This window comes from Ruegeria sp. HKCCSP346 (assembly GCF_017872595.1).
Lineage (GTDB): Bacteria > Pseudomonadota > Alphaproteobacteria > Rhodobacterales > Rhodobacteraceae > Ruegeria.
Genome location: NZ_JAEDOT010000002.1, coordinates 22,955 through 43,294 on the forward strand (window position 1 = coordinate 22,955; position 20,340 = coordinate 43,294).

Consider the following 20,340-nt stretch of genomic DNA (forward strand, 5'->3'; position numbering starts at 1 on the left):
TCAGCGGGACTGGTCGCGGACGACCATGACGGTGCAATGCGCATTGCGCACGACACGGGCCAGGTTCGGGCCAATCTCGTAGTTCGGGAAATCGCCCTTGGTCGATGCCATGACGATCAGATCAAAGCCTTCCTTGTAGGCAAGCTTCAGGATTTCGCGGTAAACACTGCCTTCTTCGACATGGACCGGCACGTCGGAAGCCTTGGCATGATCCAGAATCGCCTGAACCGCACCCCGCACGTGGTCCTTTGCGCCGGCACCATAGTTGGCGGGAAGGTTCGGCAGCTGGATGATCTCGGGGATGACGGCAACCGCATGCAGTTCGGCACCGTAGAATTTTGCCTGTTCCAAGGCGGTCGACAGGGCCAGTTTCCACGAGCGGTCGTCGGTGTGATCAATGGGCAGCAGGATTTTAGTGGCCATCACGTCTCTCCTCGAGATATTGAATTCGGTTTCAAAGGCGGGGGGCCGGGATGGCCCCCCGTTTTGGTCGGGCCGATCTTATTCGGCAGGTGTGCCGCCCGGCTCTTCGGACTTGCCGCCCGAGGCGAAGAACTCTTTCGTCAGTTTGAAGACGATCGGGCTCAGCAGCGCCAGGGCGATCAGGTTCGGGATGGCCATCATGGCGTTCAGCGTATCGGCCAGCAGCCAGATGAAGCCCAGATCCGCAGTTGCGCCGAAGTAGATCATCACGATCCACAGAACGCGGTAGGGCATCAGGGATTTCACGCCCAGCAGGAACTCGACACATTTCTCGCCGTAGAACGACCAGCCGAGGATGGTGGTGAAGGCAAAGATCGACAGCGCGATGGCGATCAGATACCCGCCGATACCCGGCAGCGACAATTCGAACGCGTGGCTCGTCAGCGCCGCACCGGATTCACCCGATGTCCATGCCCCCGACGCGATGATGGCCAGACCGGTGATCGAGCAGACGATGATGGTATCGATGAACGTACCCAGCATCGCGATCAGGCCCTGGTTGACCGGACCCTTGGTCTCGGCAGCGGCATGCGCGATCGGGGCCGAACCCAGACCGGCCTCGTTCGAAAACACACCACGTGCCACACCGAAGCGGATGGCGGCCCAGACGGCTGCACCCGCGAAACCACCTTCTGCGGCGGACGGGGTGAACGCATAGGTAAAGACCAGCGACAGCGCATGTCCGATGTTGCCGATGTTGATCAGCAGAACCAGCAGGCCCGCGATGATATAGGCAACGGCCATGAAGGGGACCAGCTTACCGGCAACCGCACCGATGCGGGTGATACCACCCAGGATAACGGCTGCAGTCAGAACCATCAGAACAACGCCGGTGACCGAGGTGTTCAGGCCAAAATTGGCTTCCAGCACCTGAGCAACACCGTTGGCCTGCACACCGTTGCCGATGCCAAAGGCGGCAACCGCGCCGAACAGGGCGAAAGCCACGCCCAGCCAGGCCCATTTCGCGCCCAGACCGTTTTTGATGTAGTACATCGGGCCGCCGACATAGTTGCCCAGCTCGTCTTTCTCGCGATATTTCACCGCGCAGACGGCTTCGGCATATTTGGTGGCCATGCCCACCAGGGCGGTCATCCACATCCAGAACAAGGCGCCTGGACCGCCCAGGAAGACAGCAGTGGCCACACCGGCGATGTTACCTGTACCGATGGTCGCCGACAGCGAAGTCATCAGTGCGTTGAACGGGCTGATCTGCCCTTCGCCCTGACCTTCACGGCCTTTGAACAACAGGCTGAAGCCTGTGCCGATGCGCAGGATCGGCATGAATTTCAGCCCGACCTGCAGGAAGAAGCCAACGCCGAGGATGAGGACCAGCATCATCGGCCCCCATACGACGCCATTGATGGCCCCTACGATTGAATTTAACGCTTCCATGGTTTCCCTCCCATTTGCGTTTGGTTATGCCCCGCTGGCGAAGGCCCGCTGACGGGCCTGCTTGAGGGCGGCAAAGTCTTCGTCCGCATGGAACGACGAACGGGTCAGCGGCGTGGCTGACACGTGCAAAAAGCCCTTGGAACGAGCGATCTGTTCCAGTTGGGCGAACTCCTCGGGCGACCAGAACCGGTCAATCGGATGATGTTTCGGCGTCGGTTGCAGATACTGCCCGATAGTCAGAAAATCGACATTGGCCGCGCGCAGATCATCCATCACCTGACGCACGTCGTTGAGGCTTTCGCCCAAGCCGACCATCAGACCCGACTTGGTGAAAATCTCGGGGTTCGAGCGTTTGGCATCGTCCAGCAGCCGCAGCGACGCATAATAGCGCGCGCCGGGACGAACCGTCGGATACAGGTGCGGGACGGTTTCCAGATTGTGGTTGAACACGTCCGGCACTGCGTCAAAGACGATATTTGCGGCGTCGCCCTTGCCCAGGAAGTCGGGGGTCAGAACCTCGACAGTGGTGCCGGGGTTCTGATGGCGTACGGCGCGGATTGTCTGGGCGATATGCTCGGCCCCGCCATCGGCCAGATCATCGCGATCAACAGATGTAATCACCACGTGGCGCAGGCCCAGTTTCTTGACCGCCGCCGCAACCCGGCCGGGTTCGAACGCGTCCAGCGCATCGGGGCGGCCGGTGGCCACATTGCAGAACGAACAGCCCCGTGTGCAGATCTCGCCCATGATCATCATGGTTGCATGGCGCTTGGACCAGCATTCGCCGATATTGGGGCAGGCCGCTTCTTCGCAGACCGTTGCCAGATCGTGATCCCGCATCAGACGTCGGGTTTCGTAATACGCGGCGCTGTCACCTTTTTTCTTGCGAATCCACTTGGGCTTACGCGGGATCACGCTGTCGGCCTTTTTGGCCTTTTCCGGGTGGCGTGGTCTAAGCTGGATTGTCATCTGGCAAACCTCGTTAAGCGTGAATCGCACGCCCCATGGCGTCGAGACAGGCTTCCTTGACCGCCTCACCCATGGCAGGATGCGCATGGCACGAGGCTGCAACATCGGCGACCGCGGCACCTTTGGACATGGCCAGAACCAACTCGGCGATCAGATCGCCGCCATGGGCACCACAGATATGAGCCCCGAGGATCTTGCCGTCGGAACCGGCCAGAACCTTGACCGCGCCATCTGTTTCACCTGTCGAGCGTGCCCGCGAATTGGCCATGAAAGCAAACTTGCCGACAACATATTCGACGCCCGCGTCTTTCAGAGCCTCTTCGGTCTGACCAACCGAGGCCACTTCGGGATCGGTATAGACCACACCCGGCACGGTGTTGTAATCGACATGACCGGCTTCGCCGGCTAGCTTCTCGACACAGGCAACACCGTCCTCTTCGGCCTTGTGGGCCAGCATCGGGCCGGGAACACAGTCACCAATGGCATAGATACCGGGCACCGACGTCTGGAATGTGCTGTCGACTTCGATGAAGCCACGCGGGTTCACGGCCACGCCCAGCTCTTCCAGCCCAAGCCCGCGCGTCACCGGGCGACGGCCCACAGCGATCAGAACCTTGTCGGCCTCGATCACTTCTTCCTTGTCCTTGCCAACACGATCCACCGTCAGCGACAAACCCGTATCGGTTTTATCGACAGACTTCAAAGCACGGCCCAGTTGGAATTTCAAACCGCGTTTTGACAGGGCCCGCTGCGCCAGCTTGGCGATCTCGCCATCGATGCCGGGCAAAACGCGATCCAGATATTCGACCACGGTGACCTTGGCGCCCAGACGCGCCCAGACCTGCCCAAGTTCCAGACCGATCACACCTGCACCGATCACAACCAGATGATCCGGCACGCGTTCCAACGCGATTGCACCGGTCGAACTGAGCACATCCTGCTCATCAATCTCGATCCCCGGCAGTGAGGTCGGCTCGGATCCTGTCGCAATCAGGATGTTCTTTGCTTCGTATGTGCTGTCGCCGACCTTGACCTGACCAGTGGCCGGGATGCTGGCCCATCCTTCAATCAGATCGACGCCGTTCTTCTTGAACAGGAATGCGATGCCCTTGGTCAGATCACCGACGATCTTGTCCTTGCGCCCCATCATCGCACTGACGTCGATGCTGGCCCCCTCGACCGCAATGCCATGGGAGGAGAGATGTGCAAGCTCGGCATATTTGGCCGAGGAGGTCAGCAACGCTTTGGAGGGGATGCACCCCACGTTCAGACAGGTACCGCCCAGTGCGCCGCGCCCTTCGACACAGGCCACTTTCAGCCCCAGCTGAGCCGCGCGGATCGCGGCAACATAGCCACCCGGTCCGCCCCCGATAACGATGAGGTCATAGGTATTCATTTCGCGTACTTTCAGTAGATCGGGTAGCTTGCGCAAAGAGCGCGAACCTGTTTGCGGGTTTCCTGTTCGACGGCTTCGTCACCTTCCGGTGACTGCGCGAGCGCGTCCAGAACATCACCGATCAGATGGCCGATCCTCCTGAATTCTTCCGGGCCAAAGCCACGGCTGCACCCGGCGGCGGTGCCCAGACGGATGCCGCTGGTGATGGTTGGTTTCTCTGGATCTCCGGGAACGCTGTTTTTGTTGCAGGTAAACCCGGCGCGCTCCAGCGCGGCTTCGGCGTCCTTACCGGTGACGCCCAAAGGTCTCAGGTCGACCAGCATCAGGTGGTTCTGGGTGCCGCCGGAAACGATATCACATCCGCGCGCCATCATGACGCTTGCCAAGGCCGATGCGCTGTCAACGACGCGCTGCATGTATTCCTTGAATTCGGGTTTCAGCGCCTCGCCAAAAGCCACCGCCTTGCCTGCGATGACGTGCATCAGCGGGCCACCCTGTAGGCCGGGGAAGACGGCAGAATTTATCTTTTTCGCCAGCGCCTCGTCATTGGTCAGGATGATGCCACCACGAGGCCCGCGCAGCGTTTTGTGCGTGGTCGAGGTCACGACATGTGCGTGCCCTACAGGCGAGGGGTGCAGGCCGGTCGCCACCAATCCGGCAATATGAGCCATATCAGCCAACAACCATGCGCCAACCTCGTCCGCGATTTTTCGGAATCTGGCAAAGTCGATCTTTTGCGAGTAGGCGGATGCGCCTGCGATGATCAGCCTGGGCTTTTCCGCCCGCGCCAATTCGGCAACCTGATCATAATCGATCAGCCCTGCATCGGTCAGGCCGTACTGCACGGGCCGGAACCATTTGCCGGACTGCGCCGGTTTCGCACCGTGGGTCAGATGGCCACCTGCGTCCAGCGACATGCCAAGAATGGTATCGCCCGGGTTCAACAACGCCAACTTGACGGCCCCGTTGGCCTGTGCGCCGGAATGGGGCTGAACGTTGGCATATTCACAGCCAAACAGCTTCTTGAGGCGTTCGATCGCCTCGACTTCGACCTCATCGACATATTCGCAGCCGCCATAATAGCGGCGGCCCGGATAGCCTTCGGCGTATTTGTTGGTCAAGACCGAACCCTGAGCTTCGATCACGGCCTTCGAGACAATGTTCTCCGAGGCGATCAACTCGATCTGTTCCGCCTGGCGTTCACCCTCGCGCGAAATGGACGCGGCAATGACGGGATCTGCCTCAATCAGCGACGTTTTGAACATGGTCTCCTCCTTTTGCCCCGAATCCTTAGTACGAAACTTTGTTTCCTATAAGGGAAATAATGCGCTTTAGGCAACAAAAATCTCTTATTCAAGAAGTTGCGTATTTACCGGGAGGCATGTAACCTTTGATAAAACAGGGGGAATTAAATGGGCGACGAAAGCAGAAATGATGTTTCCGGACAGGAAGATCTGGATGAAGGAGAGGCTCTGGGCCGGTCCATCCGCGATGCTCGGCGCGCGAAAGGGTGGACTCTGGAAGAAGCCGGCCGCGCTGCGGGTATCGGGCGGTCGACGCTGTCCAAGATCGAAAACAACCAGACAAAGCCAAGCTTTGACATCGTACGGCGTCTGACTCAGGCCCTGGATATGAGCACCCCGCAGTTGTTTCTTCAGTCGGGTCAATCCGGCATTTCAGGCCGCCGTGATTTCACTCCGAAAGGCGAGGGGGAAATCAAGAATACGCCCACTTACCTGCATGAACTGCTTTGCCCCGAACTGACCAGCAAGCGGATGCTGCCCTATATCGCGACTATCAAGGCGCGTGACCTGTCGGAATTCGAGACGTGGATCCGACATTCCGGAGAAGAATTCATGTATGTGCTCAGCGGTGAACTTATCTTCGTGTCTGAACACTACCGCCCCTTGCCAATGAAGGCCGGTGACTCGCTTTATTATGACAGCGGAATGGGGCATGGGTGTATTTCGACCAGCGAAGAAAACGCCAAGGTGCTGTGGGTTTCGCTGGAATAGCCCCCAGGGTTCTTTGGTTTTCCAGGAAAGCGGGCATCGCCATGCGCACCCCATTCAGCCGTCAGACAAGCTTCGGTGGCGAAACGCCGTCGGTGTCTGGCCGAATTCTGCCTTGAACGCTCGCGTCATGGCGCTGGCGTTTTCATATCCGCAACGACCGGCGATTTCGGCGATGGACTGCTCGGTATCTTCTGCCAGATTGCGTGCAAGGTTAAGCCTCAGCCGACGATACAGCGCCTGCGGCGTGGTTTTGAGCTCTGCCTGAACGCGCATTTCGATCCGCTTTTGTGAACACCCGATCTTGCGGGCCAGTTCCCTGATCGAAAGAGGTGTTTCAAGGTTCGCCTGCATGACAGCCAGTGCGCGATTGACCAAAGTGTCTTCGGACTTCAGAGGCAAAGGGTAATGATCCTGCCCATTTCGGCTCATCAGAAGATGCCCGACTTCCATGGACAAAAGGGGGCCGTGATCCTTGCGGATCAGGGCCGAGGCCAGATCGAACGCGGCCATCGCCCCAGAACAGGTCAGCCTGTTGCCATCGATGACAAAACGTTCCTGCACCGCATCCACGGCCGGAAAACTTTCTTCGAACCGGGAAAGCTCGTCCCAGTGAATGGTCGCCCGGTGCTCATCCAGCAAACCGGCGCGGGCCAGCAGCCAACTGCCGGTATCCAATCCGGCCACTTGCCGGTGTTTTCGGGCCGCAGCCAGCACGGTGCGCGTGGTCGATCGCGTGTCCAACTTGCGATACCCATAAGACGGCATGACCACCAGAACGTCGCCTTGCTGATCCAAGATTGAACCATTCGGTGTAACGACAAGGCCGCTGGAACTTTGAACGGGGTCTCCGTCAATGGAGCAGAAACACCACGAATACAAAACCTGCCTCGACAGGTTGTTCGCAGCCCTGAGCGGTTCGACCATGTTTGCAAGGCAATGGTTCGAAAACCCGTTGAAGAGCAGGATGTTGTATTGTCGCGTCAAAATTTTCGAATTTGGCATGATTTGATATCAACTCTGCATGCCGTGACCTTGAGCGATGGCGTTTGGTTGGTCAACCACCGATCCAGGGAACACGCGCCATGCAGTTTGGTCTGACAGAAGAACAGGACATGATCGTCTCGACGGTCCGAAGCTTTGTTGAAAACGAAATCTACCCGCATGAAGACGCGGTCGAGCGTTCGGGAACCGTGCCTCCTGAGCTGGGTGAGCAGATCAAGCAGAAATGTATCGATCTGGGCTTTTATGCCTGCAACTTCCCCGAGGAAGTCGGCGGCGCAGGTCTGTCTCATCTGGATTTCACCTTGGTCGAGCGCGAGCTTGGCCGCGGGTCAATGGCACTGACGCATTTCTTTGGGCGCCCGCAGAACATCCTGATGGCCTGCAACGACGAGCAGCGCGAACGGTATCTTCTGCCTGCCGTACGTGGCGACAAGATGGACGCTCTGGCGATGACCGAACCGGATGCGGGTTCGGATGTGCGTGGTATGAAATGCCAGGCGGTGCGCGATGGCGGCGACTGGGTTGTCAACGGATCGAAACATTTCATCTCGGGCGCGGAACATGCGGATTTCTTCATCGTTTTCATCGCGACCGGCGTGGACGAAACTCCCAAGGGCCCGAAGAAACGCATCACCACTTTCCTGGTGGATCGCGGTACTCCGGGGTTTGAAGTGCGCGAGGGCTACAACTCGGTCAGCCACAAGGGCTACAAGAACTATATCTTGTATTTCGACAACTGCCGTCTGCCTGACGCACAGGTCCTGGGCGAGGTTGATGGCGGTTTTGCCGTGATGAACGAATGGCTTTACGCAACCCGCCTGACTGTCGCGGCGTTCTCGGTCGGTCGCGCGCGGCGCTGCTTTGACTATGCGCTGAACTATGCGGCCGAGCGCAAACAGTTCGGCCAGCCCATCGGCAAGTTTCAGGGCGTCGGCTTCCAGATCGCCGACATGATCACCGAGATCGATGCCGCCGATTGGCTGACACTCGCGGCCGCGTGGCGTCTGGATCAAAACCTGCCATCAAACCGCGAGATTGCCTCGGCCAAGCTCTATGCCTCGGAAACGCTGGCGCGGGTGACGGATACCACACTTCAGATATTCGGGGGTATGGGTTTAATGGACGATTTCCCGATCGAACGGTTCTGGCGCGATGCCCGGGTCGAGCGCATCTGGGACGGCACCAGCGAAATTCAGCGCCACATCATCAGCCGCGATCTTCTACGTCCCCTGGGCGCCTGACCATGAACAAAGACCTGACCCGGCTGCTGCGCCCGAAAGCCATCGCCGTCATCGGTGGCGGCGCGTGGTGTCAGCAGGTTGTTCTGCAATCCGAACGCATGGGCTTTGCCGGTCAAATCTGGCCGGTGCATCCCAAAGCGTCGGAAATTGCGGGCCACAAGGTTTTCGGCCACATCGAGGACCTGCCCGAAGCCCCGGATGCGGTTTTTATCGGTATCAACCGCCACGCCACCATCGAGGCCGTTCGTGTCCTGTCCAGTATGGGCGCAGGTGGGGCGGTGTGCTTTGCATCGGGCTTTTCCGAGGCCGTTGCCGAAGATGACACCGGCGGGGACTTGCAGGATCAACTGATTGCCGCAGCCGGTGACATGCCCATTCTTGGCCCGAACTGCTATGGCTTCATCAACGCGCTGGATGGGGCGCTGTTGTGGCCGGACCAGCACGGGGCCACCCCTGTGGACAAGGGCGTGGCGATCCTGACGCAAAGTTCGAACATCTCGATCAACCTGACCATGCAGAAACGTGGGTTGCCAATTGCCTACATGATGGCATGCGGAAACATGGCCCAAACCAGCCAGGCCGACCTCGCCTCGGCCTTGATCGATGATCCGCGCGTAACCGCCGTGGGTCTGCATATCGAAGGGTTCAAGGACATCCGGGAATGGGAGGCGCTGGCCGCGAAGGCCCACGAAAAGGGCATCCCGCTGGTCGCCCTCAAAGTCGGTGCATCCGAACAGGCACAGGCCGCAACCGTCTCTCATACCGCGTCTCTCGCGGGCAGCGATGCAGGCGCGCAGGCGCTGCTGGACCGATTGGGCATCCCGCGTCTTTCGACGTTGCCGGATTTCCTAGAAACGTTGAAACTGCTGCACTGCTACGGGCCGCTCCCCGGGGGTAACATCGCGTCGATCAGCTGTTCGGGGGGTGAGGCGAGCCTGATCGCAGACATGGCCGTCGGCACCGGCCTGAGTTTTCCACAGTTGAGCGATGACAAAAGGGCGCGCTTGCGTGACGCGCTTGGCCCTATGGTCGCGTTGAACAATCCGCTGGATTATCACACGTATATCTGGCGCGATGAAGAGGCGATGGCACAGGCCTGGTCGGGCATGACGGGTGACGACATCGACCTGACGTTCTCGATCGTAGACTATCCGACAACGGATCCGACCGACTGGAGTTGCGCGACCCGAGCTGCGTTGAGAGTGCGTGCCGAAACCGGCGCCCGGTTTGCGATTGTTGCGACGCTGCCTGAACTTCTGTCTGAAGACGTCGCGCAAGACCTGATGGCCGGTGGTGTCGTTCCATTCATGGGATTGCGCGAAGCACTGGCGGCCACGCGCGCCGCAGGTCAGATTTCGCCCCCGTCCGCGCATCCTGTCTGGTTGCCTGGAACGGCTGAGGCGACCCAAACCCTGACCGAAGGCGAATCGAAACGGGCGCTGGCCGAATGCGGCCTGCACGTTCCGCAAAGCCGCACGGTTTGCGGCCCGGCAGAGGCCCATTCGGCCGCGCAGGACATGGAAGCCCCCTTTGTCGTGAAAGGTGTTGGGCTTGCGCATAAATCCGAACACGGCGCTGTTCGGCTGGGCATCAAGGCCGAGGATGTGGCCGATGTCGCAGCCGAAATTGGCACAGATAGCATCCTGATCGAAGAGATGATCACCGGAACCATTGCCGAATTGCTGGTCGGTGTCGTCCGTGACCCGGCGCATGGGTTTGTCCTGACATTGGGGGCGGGGGGCGTGCTGACAGAAATCCTGCGCGATACGGCGTCGGTGCTGGTGCCAAGCACGCCCGAGGACATCCGTGCCGCGCTTGGCAAATTGAAAATTGCCCCGCTTTTGGCGGGCTATCGCGGCCAACGGGCGGCTGATATGGATGCAATCATCGCCGCAGTCGAGGCCGTTCAGGCCTATGTCATGCAAAATGCCGACACGCTTGGCGAGGTCGAGATTAACCCGCTCCTGTGCACGCCGGACAAGGCCGTTGCCGTGGATGCTCTGATAAGAAAGGCCTGAGATATGGACCCGATCAAAACCCGCCGCGACGGAGCGATCCTTGAGGTGACGCTGGACCGGCCCAAGGCCAACGCCATCGATCTTGTCACCAGCCGCAGGATGGGTGAGGTATTCGCCGCGTTTCGCGACGATCCAGAGCTGCGCGTGGCCATTCTGACGGGCGGCGGAGAAAAGTTCTTTTGCCCGGGCTGGGACCTGAAAGCAGCGGCCGACGGGGATGCGGTAGACGGGGATTATGGCGCCGGAGGGTTCGGCGGCTTGCAAGAGCTGCGCGACCTGAACAAACCCGTGATCGCGGCCGTCAACGGCATCGCCTGTGGCGGCGGGCTGGAGCTGGCCTTGTCAGCCGACATGATCCTTGCCGCCGACCACGCCACGTTCGCCCTGCCGGAAATCCGCTCGGGGACTGTCGCGGATGCGGCCAGCGTCAAACTGCCCAAGCGCATCCCTTACCACATCGCGATGGAGTTGCTGCTTACCGGCCGGTGGTTCGACGCAAAGGAAGCCAATCGCTGGGGTCTGGTGAACGAGATCGTCGCCGCGGATCAACTGATGGATCGCGCCTGGGAACTGGCCCGGTTGTTGGCCTCAGGACCGCCCCTGGTTTATGCCGCGATCAAGGAAATCGTACGCGATGCCGAAGATGCCAAGTTTCAGGATGCCATGAACCGCATCACCAAGCGTCAGCTCAGAACCGTGGACGTTCTCTATGCCAGCGAAGATCAGCTGGAAGGCGCGCGCGCCTTTGCCGAGAAAAGAGACCCGGTCTGGAAAGGAAAATAGGCAGACGTTTACCATGATAGCAGAGCGTGAATTTACCATTTACTGATCCGCACGGCACGTGCACAGTTAGGCATGCCGTATTTCGAACGAAAACCATATGTTAGTGCATCTCGGGCGGTCAGCCCGATTGCGCCGCAGCCCGACAATCAACCGATTTCCGATATAGCGCGCCGCGTGCTCGAAACAGAGCGGGGCCCGCGGCAACATCTGGACGGTCCGTTCAGGTGTCGCAAATCCTGTCACCCCGGCAGCACCGCCACCATTCTGCTGTCCTTTGAAGCACCCGAAGGCGCGGCACCTGTTCAGATGCAGTTCGAACCGGGTGATCTGACCAATCCGAACGGCGACATTCTGCCGGCCAACCGCATCAGTGTGATCCCGCCACAAATCCAGCTTGAACCGGGGGCAGCAACGGATGTTGCTGTTGCGGTGACCATACCCGACCTCTCCAAACCCGGAGAATATCACGGTCGGATCGCCTGTACAGGAACGGACCAAACCTCGGTTGTGGTGATTTTCGAGGTGGCGGGCGCTCAGACCTGACGGGTCACCAGATAGTCCATGAACTGTCCCAGAAATGCGCGCGGCGCGTCTTCTGTGCCCGCGAACACCCGCGCGAACTCATTCCGGGCCGCGGCCAGCAGATCATTCGCTGCGTCCTGCGCATAGCGGATGCTGCCGTAATGGTTCATGCGCTCCAGCACCCAGGCGACATCTTGCGTCGACCGGGCATCACGCGGGTTTGACAACATCTCGGCCAACCGTGCCTGTTCAGGCTCTTCCGCTTTCAGGCCAAGCTGGCCCAGCATCAGCGTGCGTTTGCCTTCATAGATGTCGCCGCCGATTTCCTTGCCGTAACTGTCCTGTGAGCCGACGAGATTCAAGACGTCGTCCTGAATCTGAAACGCCGCACCCAGGAAAAAGCCGAAGGCGTTGAAATCATCCAGATTCAGCGCACCGGACGCGACATCATGTGGCCGCGCAATCAGGGCCCCGATGCGCATCGGGTGAATGAAACTGTACCAGCAGGTCTTTTTCAGACACATCCTCAGATAATCTGATGCATCGACGTTCAAACGATTGTCGCGGATCCAGCCAAGCTCCAGCGCCTGACCTTCGATGGATTGCTGCAACAGATGGTCGAACTCATCCACCACGCGCATACCGGTTTCCAGGCCCAACGGCCCCAGGTTCTGACGCAGCAGACGCAGGGCAAGCGATTGCATCCCATCGCCGGTATTGATCGCCAGGGGAACCCCAAGCCGCTTGTGCATACATTCGCGCCCGCGCCGGAAATCGCTTTGATCTTCGATGTCGTCGTGGATCAGAAAAGCGTTGTGCAACAGCTCAAGAACCGCGGCCGAGACCCTTGCATTCTCGCTGTTTCCGCCGAAGGCTTCGCATGTCGCCAACAGCAGGGCAGGCCTCAGGCCCTTGCCCGAGGTTTCGATGTAATCGCGCATCGGGCCATACAGATAGGCCTGAGGCTCAGCCGTCGGCAACAGGCCCAAAAGCGTTTCGCGCGCCTGATCCCCGTAGAAGGTCAGGGTTTTTAGAAAATCCTGTTTCGCCGCAGGATCCAAATGCGCGGTTCCGGATTTCACAGGCTCAGCCCTTCTGGATGATGATCACGCGGCTTTTGTTTTCCCGCGCGCCGGATCGTTCCGGACCGGCGCCAAGCGCAGAAAGCGGTTCGTCAGAAATTGGCAACGCCCTGGACAAGGCACCTGATTGACCACTGTCCCGACCCAGATCATACGCGACATCTTCCGCCAGCTCATCCCCCGGGATCGGCAGATCCGCGGTGGGCTCGTAGTTCGCGATGAGGTCGAACAGCTCTTTCGGGGGGCAGATCATTCGAAGCGCTTCGGCAATGGCTGGCTCCTCGGTGATGCCGCCGGGTTTTGAATATTCCGCCGCCGGTTCCCCTATGGCGGCAAGAGGGCCATCACCGCCACGATCAACTCCTGCCGTGTCCTGACCCATTTTCAGCGCGGCTTCGACCGCAACCGCGAACCGGTTGTCCCACGGAAGGCCAGCCTGATAGCGGGCGTAATCATAAGCGCGCAGCGGTTTCAGGATGTCGGGCTCGTGCAGGTCCCAGATCTGGCAGGGCTCGGCATCCGATCCACTGCGTTGAAGAATGGCGTTGACGGCCCGACGCGCGGCCTCGTTCGCCCCTTCCATCGTGGCAAGGTCGGTAAAAGTGCGGACGTAATCCGATGCCAGGAAGAAATTCGGGATCAATGTGGCCGCATCCGGGCGCAAGCGCCAGCTGTTGATACGGTTGACCAACAAGGGTTCGACATTGCTTTGACGCTTGGGGTCGTTCGGGTCTTGAACGATATCAGGATCGAGGAACCAGTAGTGCATATCCTCGTCCCGCAGAATGGTTTGGCCATCCACGTTGATGCTGCGCTTGAGCTGTTCCCAAACCTCTTTTGCGATCTCTTCCCGGGTGCAATCGCGCGCGGTTTTTCCGTTCAGCCCCGGCTTGTCCCATTCGGAGATATCGATTGACAGCAGGCCTTTGGTCTTTCCTTCGGCCCAGTTTTCGAAATTGATCCCCGGCCAGAACTGTTTTTGCGACACAGCCGTCAAAGCCCATGGGCTGTCGATGAAAATGACGTGGCCATGGGTCAGCGCGACATCCTTGGTCAGATAGAACTGAATGCCGTTCATCCATTGCACGTCATCGGCCAGCAAAGGCAGTTTGGCAAGTGCAGGGTCAACCGCCATCATTTCCGGGGTCACAAGCGGTGCCATGCGTTCAATCGGCATGGCGCTGATGAACCAATCCCCCGTGACCTGCTTTTCTTCACCATCCTGTTCGACCGTTGCGCCAATGATCTTACCGTTTCGGCACTCGATTCCGGTGACTTTGGAGTCAAAATTGTACACGACCCCCTTGCTTGTCAGATAATCCAGCCAAGGTTGAATCCAGACAAGATTGGTGGGCCCGTTCAGCAGCCTGTTGCAGTGGGGTTCGGGCGTGGCAATGCCCAGCTGAAGCTGAACCGCAATGTCCCCCACTGTCTTCGTGCTTGCCGTGGTGGCCTTGGCGGCCACCAACGAACGGGTCAGGCCGATGGCAAGGAACTTCTGATAGGCTTCCGAGCGGTCCTGCGCACCGATGAAATCCCACCAACCGATCCGTTCATATTCGTCGAACCGGCGTTCCTTGCAGGAGCTCGCGATCCGCCACATGCAGGCGACAAAATGCTCGACATCCTCATACGCAATCTGGTCCCTCGGCGAAAGCGCGAAGGCAATGGTCTTGAAGGCATCCGCAACATCCTTGAGCGTGCGGGGGAACCGTTCCGGGACAATGATGCCGGGCTTGTCAAACTGGCTGACCAGAACTTGCGTGGTCGGGACAAGATTGTCAAAGCATGTGCCCTTGTCGTAATACGGCGTTCGGGCCATCGTGTCGGTGATATGCCGATAAAAGTTCGGAAAGAACCTGAACCCATGTTCACCGGGCAGCCAGGGCCGTTTCACGCCGGGCGGATAATTGGCTCCATCCATCTCGGCCCATTTTTCCAGTGCCTTGATGTGTTTCGCTTTCGAGCCATGATCCCCCTCACCCTTCATTACGGGAATGCTGCGGGCTTTGCCGCCGGGGATCAGCTGGCGTTCGTGGACTTCTACCTCGAACCCGCGTTCAATCAGTTCGTGCGCGGCGCTCATGCCAGCCACGCCTCCCCCAAGAATGACAACCTTGTCAGGCATCGGAAATTCCTTTCGCGGAATAGACGTCAAAGCGCAGGGTGATGTCTGACAGGCTGGCTTCGCCAATGCCAAAACCCTGCACCCGATTCATCCAGCTGTAATGCGGATTCGAGGTCAGGTAACGCGGTGCAAGCCGTACCGGAGCCGAAGCGGGCAGATTGCCCTTGGACAATGCCGCATATCCGTCCGGGCCGAAGTCACACACACCCGTATCTTCGAATAGGATCGGGGCTTGTCCGATGGACGGTCTGATAAGCGCCTTTGCATGAAGCAGTCCCACACCATCGGGCCGCACGCGCATCCAGTCTCCTCCGATCGGCTCGATCGTTCCCTTTAGATGTGGGCCTTCGACGGTGCCCCCTTCTTTGATGGCGAAATGCAGCCAAACCCCATCCGGCGTCTCGCCCGAGGGATGAAAGCTGCTATCGAACGGCACCAGAAATTTGGCAACATGTTCCAATACCGGCGACGTCACTGTGGTTTTTGCCGGTTCCGGCGCGGCAGGTTCAATTTCTTTTTCGGGCCCGGGGTCAAACTCGCGCCCTCCCGACGTCAGCACCGGACGCCAGGACAAGGTTTTTTCCTGTTTGACCGACGGCAGAATGGCTGCGAATTGTTGAAACCCGGTTTGCGGGTCCCGCAACAAGGGCCACCCGCGAATGGCACGCTCGGGGCCGCCATCTTCCGAACAGATCAGACGTAGCGTGTCATGCGACGACACGGATGGACCGGCTTCCACCAACACCCGACTGAGACCGTCTGCGTTGATCGCCTCGGACCAACGCAGCGTCACGCCCCGATCTGAAAACTCGCGCACGACCCGATCTCCGGTCAACAGGTTATGGTGCGGACGGCCTTAGCTTCCTTGATCCTGAGATGGAACTTCTGCTGCACGCGGAAGACGTGCTCGCCCTCGGCAGAGGTTTGCAGATACTTCACGGCGATATCCGAGGGCACGACGATTTCAACCGGTGTACCCAGCAGGGACACAAGCACTGCCTTGTCCTGGGGCAGGGTGCTGGAACGCAGCAACGGCCCGTCCAGGAACGGGAGAATGCTGTCACGTGGCAGTACCATCGAATTCGGCAGCGGGGTCGTGACCGCACGGAACAGACCGTTGCCCATCACACAGGCATAGGGGCCCAGATAGCCATGCGTTTCTAGCGTGCTGATGCCCTCGACGACGGCCTCGAAAACATCGGTTCCGCTGTAGTTCTTTTTGGTCGTGGATTTGGTTTTGCCTTCGCCCGCTTCAAGCAATCCCGGATATTTGCCACCGCCGCTGATCGTATAGATCTGCGGCAATGAGGCGTGCGCGCCGCCGGCGTGTTTGGGGGCCTGTCCGGTGCCGGGTTGACCGTTGAAAATGATGTCATCCTCTACCCGTGCCACAACGGCGGCCGCTCGGCGGAACATGATCTGAGCCGCCGTCAGTTCCGGATCAGCCACCTGTGCGCCTTTCAGGTACACGTTCACCGATACGGTGGTAAGGCGCAGCGTATCATAATCGTTCACGTCAAGACGTTCTTTGGATGCACCAGATGAGTTCTCGACCAGATCCAGCTTGTTCAGCGGGACGGACTGCGTGTCAGCGGGCAGCGGTCCGTACAGGGGCAGGAAACTGGCGGCCACTCGGGCGCGAAGCGCCTCATCATGGACGGCCTTTTTCACGGCGCTCCACTGATCTTCATTCCAATCCAATGCATCGGTCATTGCAAATCCCTCTCGGTGCTGCTGCCCAATTTGGCGGGGCAGTCAATCTTGTTCATTTTTCTTCTTTCAATCTGCCCAGCAGATCGCGGGCCCGCTGCTCCTGAACAACTCCACGGCAATCCCGCGCAAGCGAAAGCGCTTTTTCCGCCTCGCTGATTGCAGCGTCCAAGTCCCCCTTTGCGGCAAAAGCCTTTGCTCGCACACGGTGATATTCAGGTTTGTTCAACGTCTCGCCGCGCTCCCAGCCGGGAATGCAAACGGTTTCCAGCCGGTCCAAAGCCTGATCAACATCTCCGTGATCAATCATCAACTCAGACAGAACAATCTGATTCTGAGGAAAAGTAAAGTTTCCACCAGATTTGGAAATCAGGTTCATGCATGTCTCGATGCGTTCCGGAACACCTGCGATATCGCCCTTTCCGGCCTGCGCGAGGCCCATATAGATGTCCTGCATCGCGTGAAGGTAAAGAAACCCTTCCTCATCCGCGACTTTTCTGGCTTCTTTCATCGTTACGTCAAGCCGGTCCCATTCCCCCGCATAGGGCAGGAACATGCTGCAAGCGCCCATCACGTAGACAAGGTTGGGTGCGTGGTTCAGCGCTCTGCTGACCTCAATGGATTCCAGACGCGCGGCCTCGGCTTTTTCGAACTTTCCTTGCTGCCACAGCAGGCATCCCTGAATGGCCAGCAATGACGCGGCCGTGGAAGACTGGGTCATGGGCATCATGGCCATATCCAGCTCGGGTGTGATCAGGGCGAATGCGCGTTCCAGCTGTTGTTCGCATTCCGAAAATTCCCCGCGGAAGTAATGAGTAAAGCTCAGCGCCCGTGCCGCCAGCACATTGGCGACGGGGTCTTCGGACATGCCGGCCATCATATCCAGCGCTTGTCCCATTTCCATCGCTCGGTTCATCTGACCGGCAACAAAGAAATGGGTCCAACGGCAGAAGGTTGCGGCAAAAAGCGTCTCGCCGTCGCCCAAAGACTGGGCCAGTTCCATCGCCCGGGCGGCAGTCTCGCCGACCTGGTCGGACGACCATCCGTAAATCGCCATATAGGCGGGCAGAATATTCATTTGAACCCGAAGTTCGAAGCCATCGCGATCCGCGTTGACGTTCATAGTTCTGATGTTGCGCAGGGCGGCCCGGAAAGCGGAAATCGCGGGCAGGTTTGCCAGTCGGGACAACGCCAGTTCTCCTGCCGTGACCCAATTCGTGACAGCCTCATCCTTCAATCCGCCAAGATCGCAATGATGCGCGACGGTATCAGGAGCCGGGCTGCCGAATGCTTTGTGACCGTCCAGCAATGCTTGGGCGATTTTCAGATGCACCTTCTGCCGGTCTTCCCGCAGTAACGAATTATAGGCCGTATCCTGAACCAGCGCGTGGTTGAACGTGTATGTGGCCGACCCTGAATCGCTGGTGATCAGCACGACGCCAGCCGCCATAAGCTGCATGAGGGCGCTTTCCACATCCATGTCTTCATGCGCCACCGCGTGGATCATCTGAGCGGTGAAACTGCGCCCGATGACCGATCCGAGCTGGGCGACTGGTTTAGCATGTTCCATACGGTCAAGACGCGACATCAGCGAGTCCTGAAGGGTGGCCGGGACGCTCAGCGCATCCAGAACCTCGGCGTTGATCGGGGCATCCTGGGGCAGCTGGTCCAGAACCGCCTTTGTCATTTCTTCGATATACAGCGGCACGCCATCCGCCTTTTCGATGATCTGCCTGATCAGGATGACAGGCAGGCTGTACGGCTCGGCCACGCGCCGGACCAGTTCGGATGCCTCGGTATTGCCAAGCGGAGACAGATCAATGCGCGCGGCTCTGCTTTCGAAATGTTCCGGAGGTTCGTATTCAGGTCGGTGCGACAGAACCACCAGTACTGGAAAGTTGCTCAAGGCGGATGCAAGCGCATCCAGTACATCCAACGTGGTCGCATCGGCCCAATGAACGTCTTCGACCACCAACAACAACGTGCCGCGCCTGTCACACAGGCTGCCCAGACTGCGCAGCATCACGTCAAGGGATTTGCGCGCCTTCTTCAACGGGTCGGATTCTGACGGGGCGCCGGTCTCGATACCTGCCAGATCCAGAAGAACGGGCAAGTCTGCGTCACTCAGCCGTGAGGCCGATTGCACGAAGTCCGAAATCGCCGCCCGGATACTGTCATTTGATTTGTCGCCGGAAACGCGCCTCAATTCTCCGACAATGGGGTGCAGCGGAAGACTGGTCAGGTGCGGGATGCACTGCAATGTAAAGGGTTTGACCCCGATTGTTTCAGACAGTGACTTGATCAGCCTCGACTTGCCGATTCCCGCAGCCCCCCCGACAAGCGCCAGCCGGCCCGAGCCTTCCTGCGCTTCGCTCCAAAGCCGGGTCAGGGTTGAAAGATCATCATGCCGGGCGACAAGATCGACCGCGGATTGACCCACCCGCGCGTCGAACCGGCTGGTGGACATGATTTCCGACACCACGCGATACACTTTGCGCTGATTGTCAAAGCCTTTCAGCTCGTGGCTGCCGCGTGGCTCGAATTCAAAGGCACCCTGGGTCAGCCTCCGGGTCTCTGATGAAATGATCACTTCACCCGGTTCGGCCAGCCCTTGCAAGCGGGATGCAAGATTCGCCGTTTCACCTACCAGAAAGTCCTGAGATCCCAAGCTTTTCGAAGAAACAACGCCCACGACAACCATTCCGGTCGCAATGCCTGCCCGCAGGTCAAGCTTTTCTCCAAACTCGTTTTCAAGGTTCTGAACGGCCTCGATAGTCTCCAAAACGGCTCGTACGGCCCGTTCGGCATCATCTTCCATGGCCTTCGGGTATCCGAAATACACCATTATGCCATCGCCCTGCCGATAGGCCAGATGGCAGCCGTGCTGTTTCAAGGTGCCGATCGCCGTATCCAGATACAGGTTCATGATCTGCATCAGGTCTTCCGGATCATATCGCTGAGCCAGCCGTGTCGACCCCACAAGATCGCAGAAAACCAAAGTCAGTTGCCGACGCTCGGCCTTGGACTGGACTTCGGGCCGCTTCGACGCTTCCTGCGATTTCAGCCTGGCCTGCGCCTTTCGAAAGCGCTTCCTTTCACCAACCGTCAACCCGAGATCACGCAGTTCCGGATCAGTCAATTCGTCCAGAATGTCGTCGTCCACGCCCTCTCTCTGAAACAGAGTGGCATAGTCATTCAGATCTGCCAGATGAAGGACTTTTGAAATGCGTGGTGATGCCTCAAGGACTCGCGTCATTGGCTTGCGACTCCTTCCATAACTGTCCCCCTGTTTTCCCCTTAGTACATAAACATAATGTATATGTATAATCCAAAAATAGAGAGGAATTCATGCTGAATCCATAGCAGGAACAGATGGCACTGTTAACTTGTTACATTGATTGATCGATTTACTTTAAAATTACCACACCGTCACGCGCTTTTCCTTGAATATCATAAGGTTCAAGTCTCAAGTTGACTTCACTGGCAAGGTTTTAGGGGACCGGATATGCCGGTCTGGCCCTGACGCCACGTCACGGCTGAATGAGGTTCAAAAGTGCCGTGGCCGACATGAGATACCGGGCAGAATAGCAGACTCGACC

Annotated in this window: 16 protein-coding genes; 5 read left to right on the top strand and 11 right to left on the bottom strand. The window is 58.7% G+C overall.

The features are described 5' to 3' along the window. The 5 genes from I9185_RS08735 to glyA all read right to left on the bottom strand — a co-directional run bounded on the left by I9185_RS08735 (position 1) and on the right by glyA (position 5,505). Positions 1 to 423 carry a universal stress protein gene (locus tag I9185_RS08735; RefSeq protein ID WP_171723662.1) on the bottom strand — a complete coding sequence of 141 codons (423 nt, stop codon included), beginning with the start codon at positions 421 to 423 and terminating at the stop codon, positions 1 to 3. 78 nt (positions 424 to 501) lie between these two features. Next, positions 502 to 1,875: a sodium:alanine symporter family protein gene (locus I9185_RS08740; protein WP_171119391.1), complete on the bottom strand. Its 1,374-nt coding sequence runs from the start codon at positions 1,873 to 1,875 to the stop codon at positions 502 to 504. 24 nt (positions 1,876 to 1,899) lie between these two features. Beyond that, positions 1,900 to 2,844 (bottom strand): lipoyl synthase, encoded by a 945-nt coding sequence (gene lipA / locus I9185_RS08745; protein WP_210092826.1) that lies wholly within the window; start codon positions 2,842 to 2,844, stop codon positions 1,900 to 1,902. Between the two features lie 13 nt (positions 2,845 to 2,857). Next, a complete protein-coding gene (gene lpdA / locus I9185_RS08750) occupies positions 2,858 to 4,240 on the bottom strand; it encodes a dihydrolipoyl dehydrogenase (RefSeq protein ID WP_210092827.1) in 1,383 nt (460 codons plus the stop codon). 11 nt (positions 4,241 to 4,251) lie between these two features. Next, positions 4,252 to 5,505: a serine hydroxymethyltransferase gene (gene glyA / locus I9185_RS08755; protein ID WP_171635837.1), complete on the bottom strand. Its 1,254-nt coding sequence runs from the start codon at positions 5,503 to 5,505 to the stop codon at positions 4,252 to 4,254. Between the two features lie 147 nt (positions 5,506 to 5,652). Here glyA and I9185_RS08760 point away from each other — a divergent pair, with 147 nt between their 5' ends. Beyond that, positions 5,653 to 6,255 carry an XRE family transcriptional regulator gene (locus I9185_RS08760; RefSeq protein WP_171635839.1) on the top strand — a complete coding sequence of 201 codons (603 nt, stop codon included), beginning with the start codon at positions 5,653 to 5,655 and terminating at the stop codon, positions 6,253 to 6,255. Between the two features lie 54 nt (positions 6,256 to 6,309). Here the strand turns inward: I9185_RS08760 and I9185_RS08765 are convergent, their stop codons facing one another. Then, the gene (locus I9185_RS08765; RefSeq protein WP_209834074.1) at positions 6,310 to 7,257 is read right to left on the bottom strand and encodes a GlxA family transcriptional regulator; all 948 of its coding nucleotides are present in this window, start codon (positions 7,255 to 7,257) and stop codon (positions 6,310 to 6,312) included. An 80-nt stretch (positions 7,258 to 7,337) separates the two neighbouring features. On the opposite strand from I9185_RS08765, the gene I9185_RS08770 reads away from it, so the two are divergent. The 4 genes from I9185_RS08770 to I9185_RS08785 all read left to right on the top strand — a co-directional run bounded on the left by I9185_RS08770 (position 7,338) and on the right by I9185_RS08785 (position 11,842). After that, the gene (locus I9185_RS08770) at positions 7,338 to 8,498 is read left to right on the top strand and encodes an acyl-CoA dehydrogenase family protein (protein ID WP_152460401.1); all 1,161 of its coding nucleotides are present in this window, start codon (positions 7,338 to 7,340) and stop codon (positions 8,496 to 8,498) included. A gap of 2 nt (positions 8,499 to 8,500) precedes the next feature. Then, positions 8,501 to 10,516, top strand: coding sequence for an acetate--CoA ligase family protein (locus I9185_RS08775; protein WP_210092828.1), 2,016 nt, complete (start codon positions 8,501 to 8,503; stop codon positions 10,514 to 10,516). Between the two features lie 3 nt (positions 10,517 to 10,519). After that, entirely contained in the window at positions 10,520 to 11,299 is a 780-nt protein-coding gene (locus tag I9185_RS08780) for a carnitinyl-CoA dehydratase (protein WP_209834070.1), read from the top strand. A 72-nt stretch (positions 11,300 to 11,371) separates the two neighbouring features. Continuing rightward, positions 11,372 to 11,842, top strand: a complete 471-nt coding sequence (locus I9185_RS08785) for a hypothetical protein (protein WP_210092829.1) — start codon at positions 11,372 to 11,374, stop codon at positions 11,840 to 11,842. Here I9185_RS08785 and I9185_RS08790 read toward each other — a convergent pair. From I9185_RS08790 to I9185_RS08810, 5 genes are read right to left on the bottom strand one after another with little or no spacing between them, the layout of a single operon-like run. Continuing rightward, positions 11,833 to 12,903, bottom strand: a complete 1,071-nt coding sequence (locus I9185_RS08790; RefSeq protein WP_210092830.1) for a polyprenyl synthetase family protein — start codon at positions 12,901 to 12,903, stop codon at positions 11,833 to 11,835. The genes I9185_RS08785 and I9185_RS08790 overlap by 10 nt on opposite strands. A gap of 4 nt (positions 12,904 to 12,907) precedes the next feature. Then, positions 12,908 to 15,031 carry an FAD-dependent oxidoreductase gene (locus I9185_RS08795; RefSeq protein ID WP_210092831.1) on the bottom strand — a complete coding sequence of 708 codons (2,124 nt, stop codon included), beginning with the start codon at positions 15,029 to 15,031 and terminating at the stop codon, positions 12,908 to 12,910. Then, entirely contained in the window at positions 15,024 to 15,848 is an 825-nt protein-coding gene (locus I9185_RS20565; RefSeq protein WP_210092832.1) for a DUF3237 domain-containing protein, read from the bottom strand. The genes I9185_RS08795 and I9185_RS20565 overlap by 8 nt, the downstream gene beginning before the upstream one ends. 14 nt (positions 15,849 to 15,862) lie before the next feature. After that, positions 15,863 to 16,744 carry a family 1 encapsulin nanocompartment shell protein gene (locus I9185_RS08805; RefSeq protein WP_210092833.1) on the bottom strand — a complete coding sequence of 294 codons (882 nt, stop codon included), beginning with the start codon at positions 16,742 to 16,744 and terminating at the stop codon, positions 15,863 to 15,865. A 52-nt stretch (positions 16,745 to 16,796) separates the two neighbouring features. Next, positions 16,797 to 19,997: an adenylate/guanylate cyclase domain-containing protein gene (locus I9185_RS08810; protein ID WP_210092834.1), complete on the bottom strand. Its 3,201-nt coding sequence runs from the start codon at positions 19,995 to 19,997 to the stop codon at positions 16,797 to 16,799. Positions 19,998 to 20,340 lie beyond the last annotated feature (343 nt).

What these genes read in the sequence shown, in the direction of transcription:
- I9185_RS08805 (WP_210092833.1), bottom strand. Translation starts at nt 16,744, where the DNA reads ATGACCGATGCATTGGATTGGAATGAAGATCAGTGGAGCGCCGTGAAA.
- I9185_RS08765 (WP_209834074.1), bottom strand. Translation starts at nt 7,257, where the DNA reads ATGCCAAATTCGAAAATTTTGACGCGACAATACAACATCCTGCTCTTC.
- I9185_RS08760 (WP_171635839.1), top strand. Translation starts at nt 5,653, where the DNA reads ATGGGCGACGAAAGCAGAAATGATGTTTCCGGACAGGAAGATCTGGAT.
- lipA (WP_210092826.1), bottom strand. Translation starts at nt 2,844, where the DNA reads ATGACAATCCAGCTTAGACCACGCCACCCGGAAAAGGCCAAAAAGGCC.
- I9185_RS08775 (WP_210092828.1), top strand. Translation starts at nt 8,501, where the DNA reads ATGAACAAAGACCTGACCCGGCTGCTGCGCCCGAAAGCCATCGCCGTC.
- I9185_RS08740 (WP_171119391.1), bottom strand. Translation starts at nt 1,875, where the DNA reads ATGGAAGCGTTAAATTCAATCGTAGGGGCCATCAATGGCGTCGTATGG.
- I9185_RS08735 (WP_171723662.1), bottom strand. Translation starts at nt 423, where the DNA reads ATGGCCACTAAAATCCTGCTGCCCATTGATCACACCGACGACCGCTCG.
- I9185_RS08785 (WP_210092829.1), top strand. Translation starts at nt 11,372, where the DNA reads ATGCCGTATTTCGAACGAAAACCATATGTTAGTGCATCTCGGGCGGTC.
- I9185_RS08780 (WP_209834070.1), top strand. Translation starts at nt 10,520, where the DNA reads ATGGACCCGATCAAAACCCGCCGCGACGGAGCGATCCTTGAGGTGACG.
- I9185_RS08770 (WP_152460401.1), top strand. Translation starts at nt 7,338, where the DNA reads ATGCAGTTTGGTCTGACAGAAGAACAGGACATGATCGTCTCGACGGTC.
- glyA (WP_171635837.1), bottom strand. Translation starts at nt 5,505, where the DNA reads ATGTTCAAAACGTCGCTGATTGAGGCAGATCCCGTCATTGCCGCGTCC.
- I9185_RS08810 (WP_210092834.1), bottom strand. Translation starts at nt 19,997, where the DNA reads ATGACGCGAGTCCTTGAGGCATCACCACGCATTTCAAAAGTCCTTCAT.
- lpdA (WP_210092827.1), bottom strand. Translation starts at nt 4,240, where the DNA reads ATGAATACCTATGACCTCATCGTTATCGGGGGCGGACCGGGTGGCTAT.
- I9185_RS08795 (WP_210092831.1), bottom strand. Translation starts at nt 15,031, where the DNA reads ATGCCTGACAAGGTTGTCATTCTTGGGGGAGGCGTGGCTGGCATGAGC.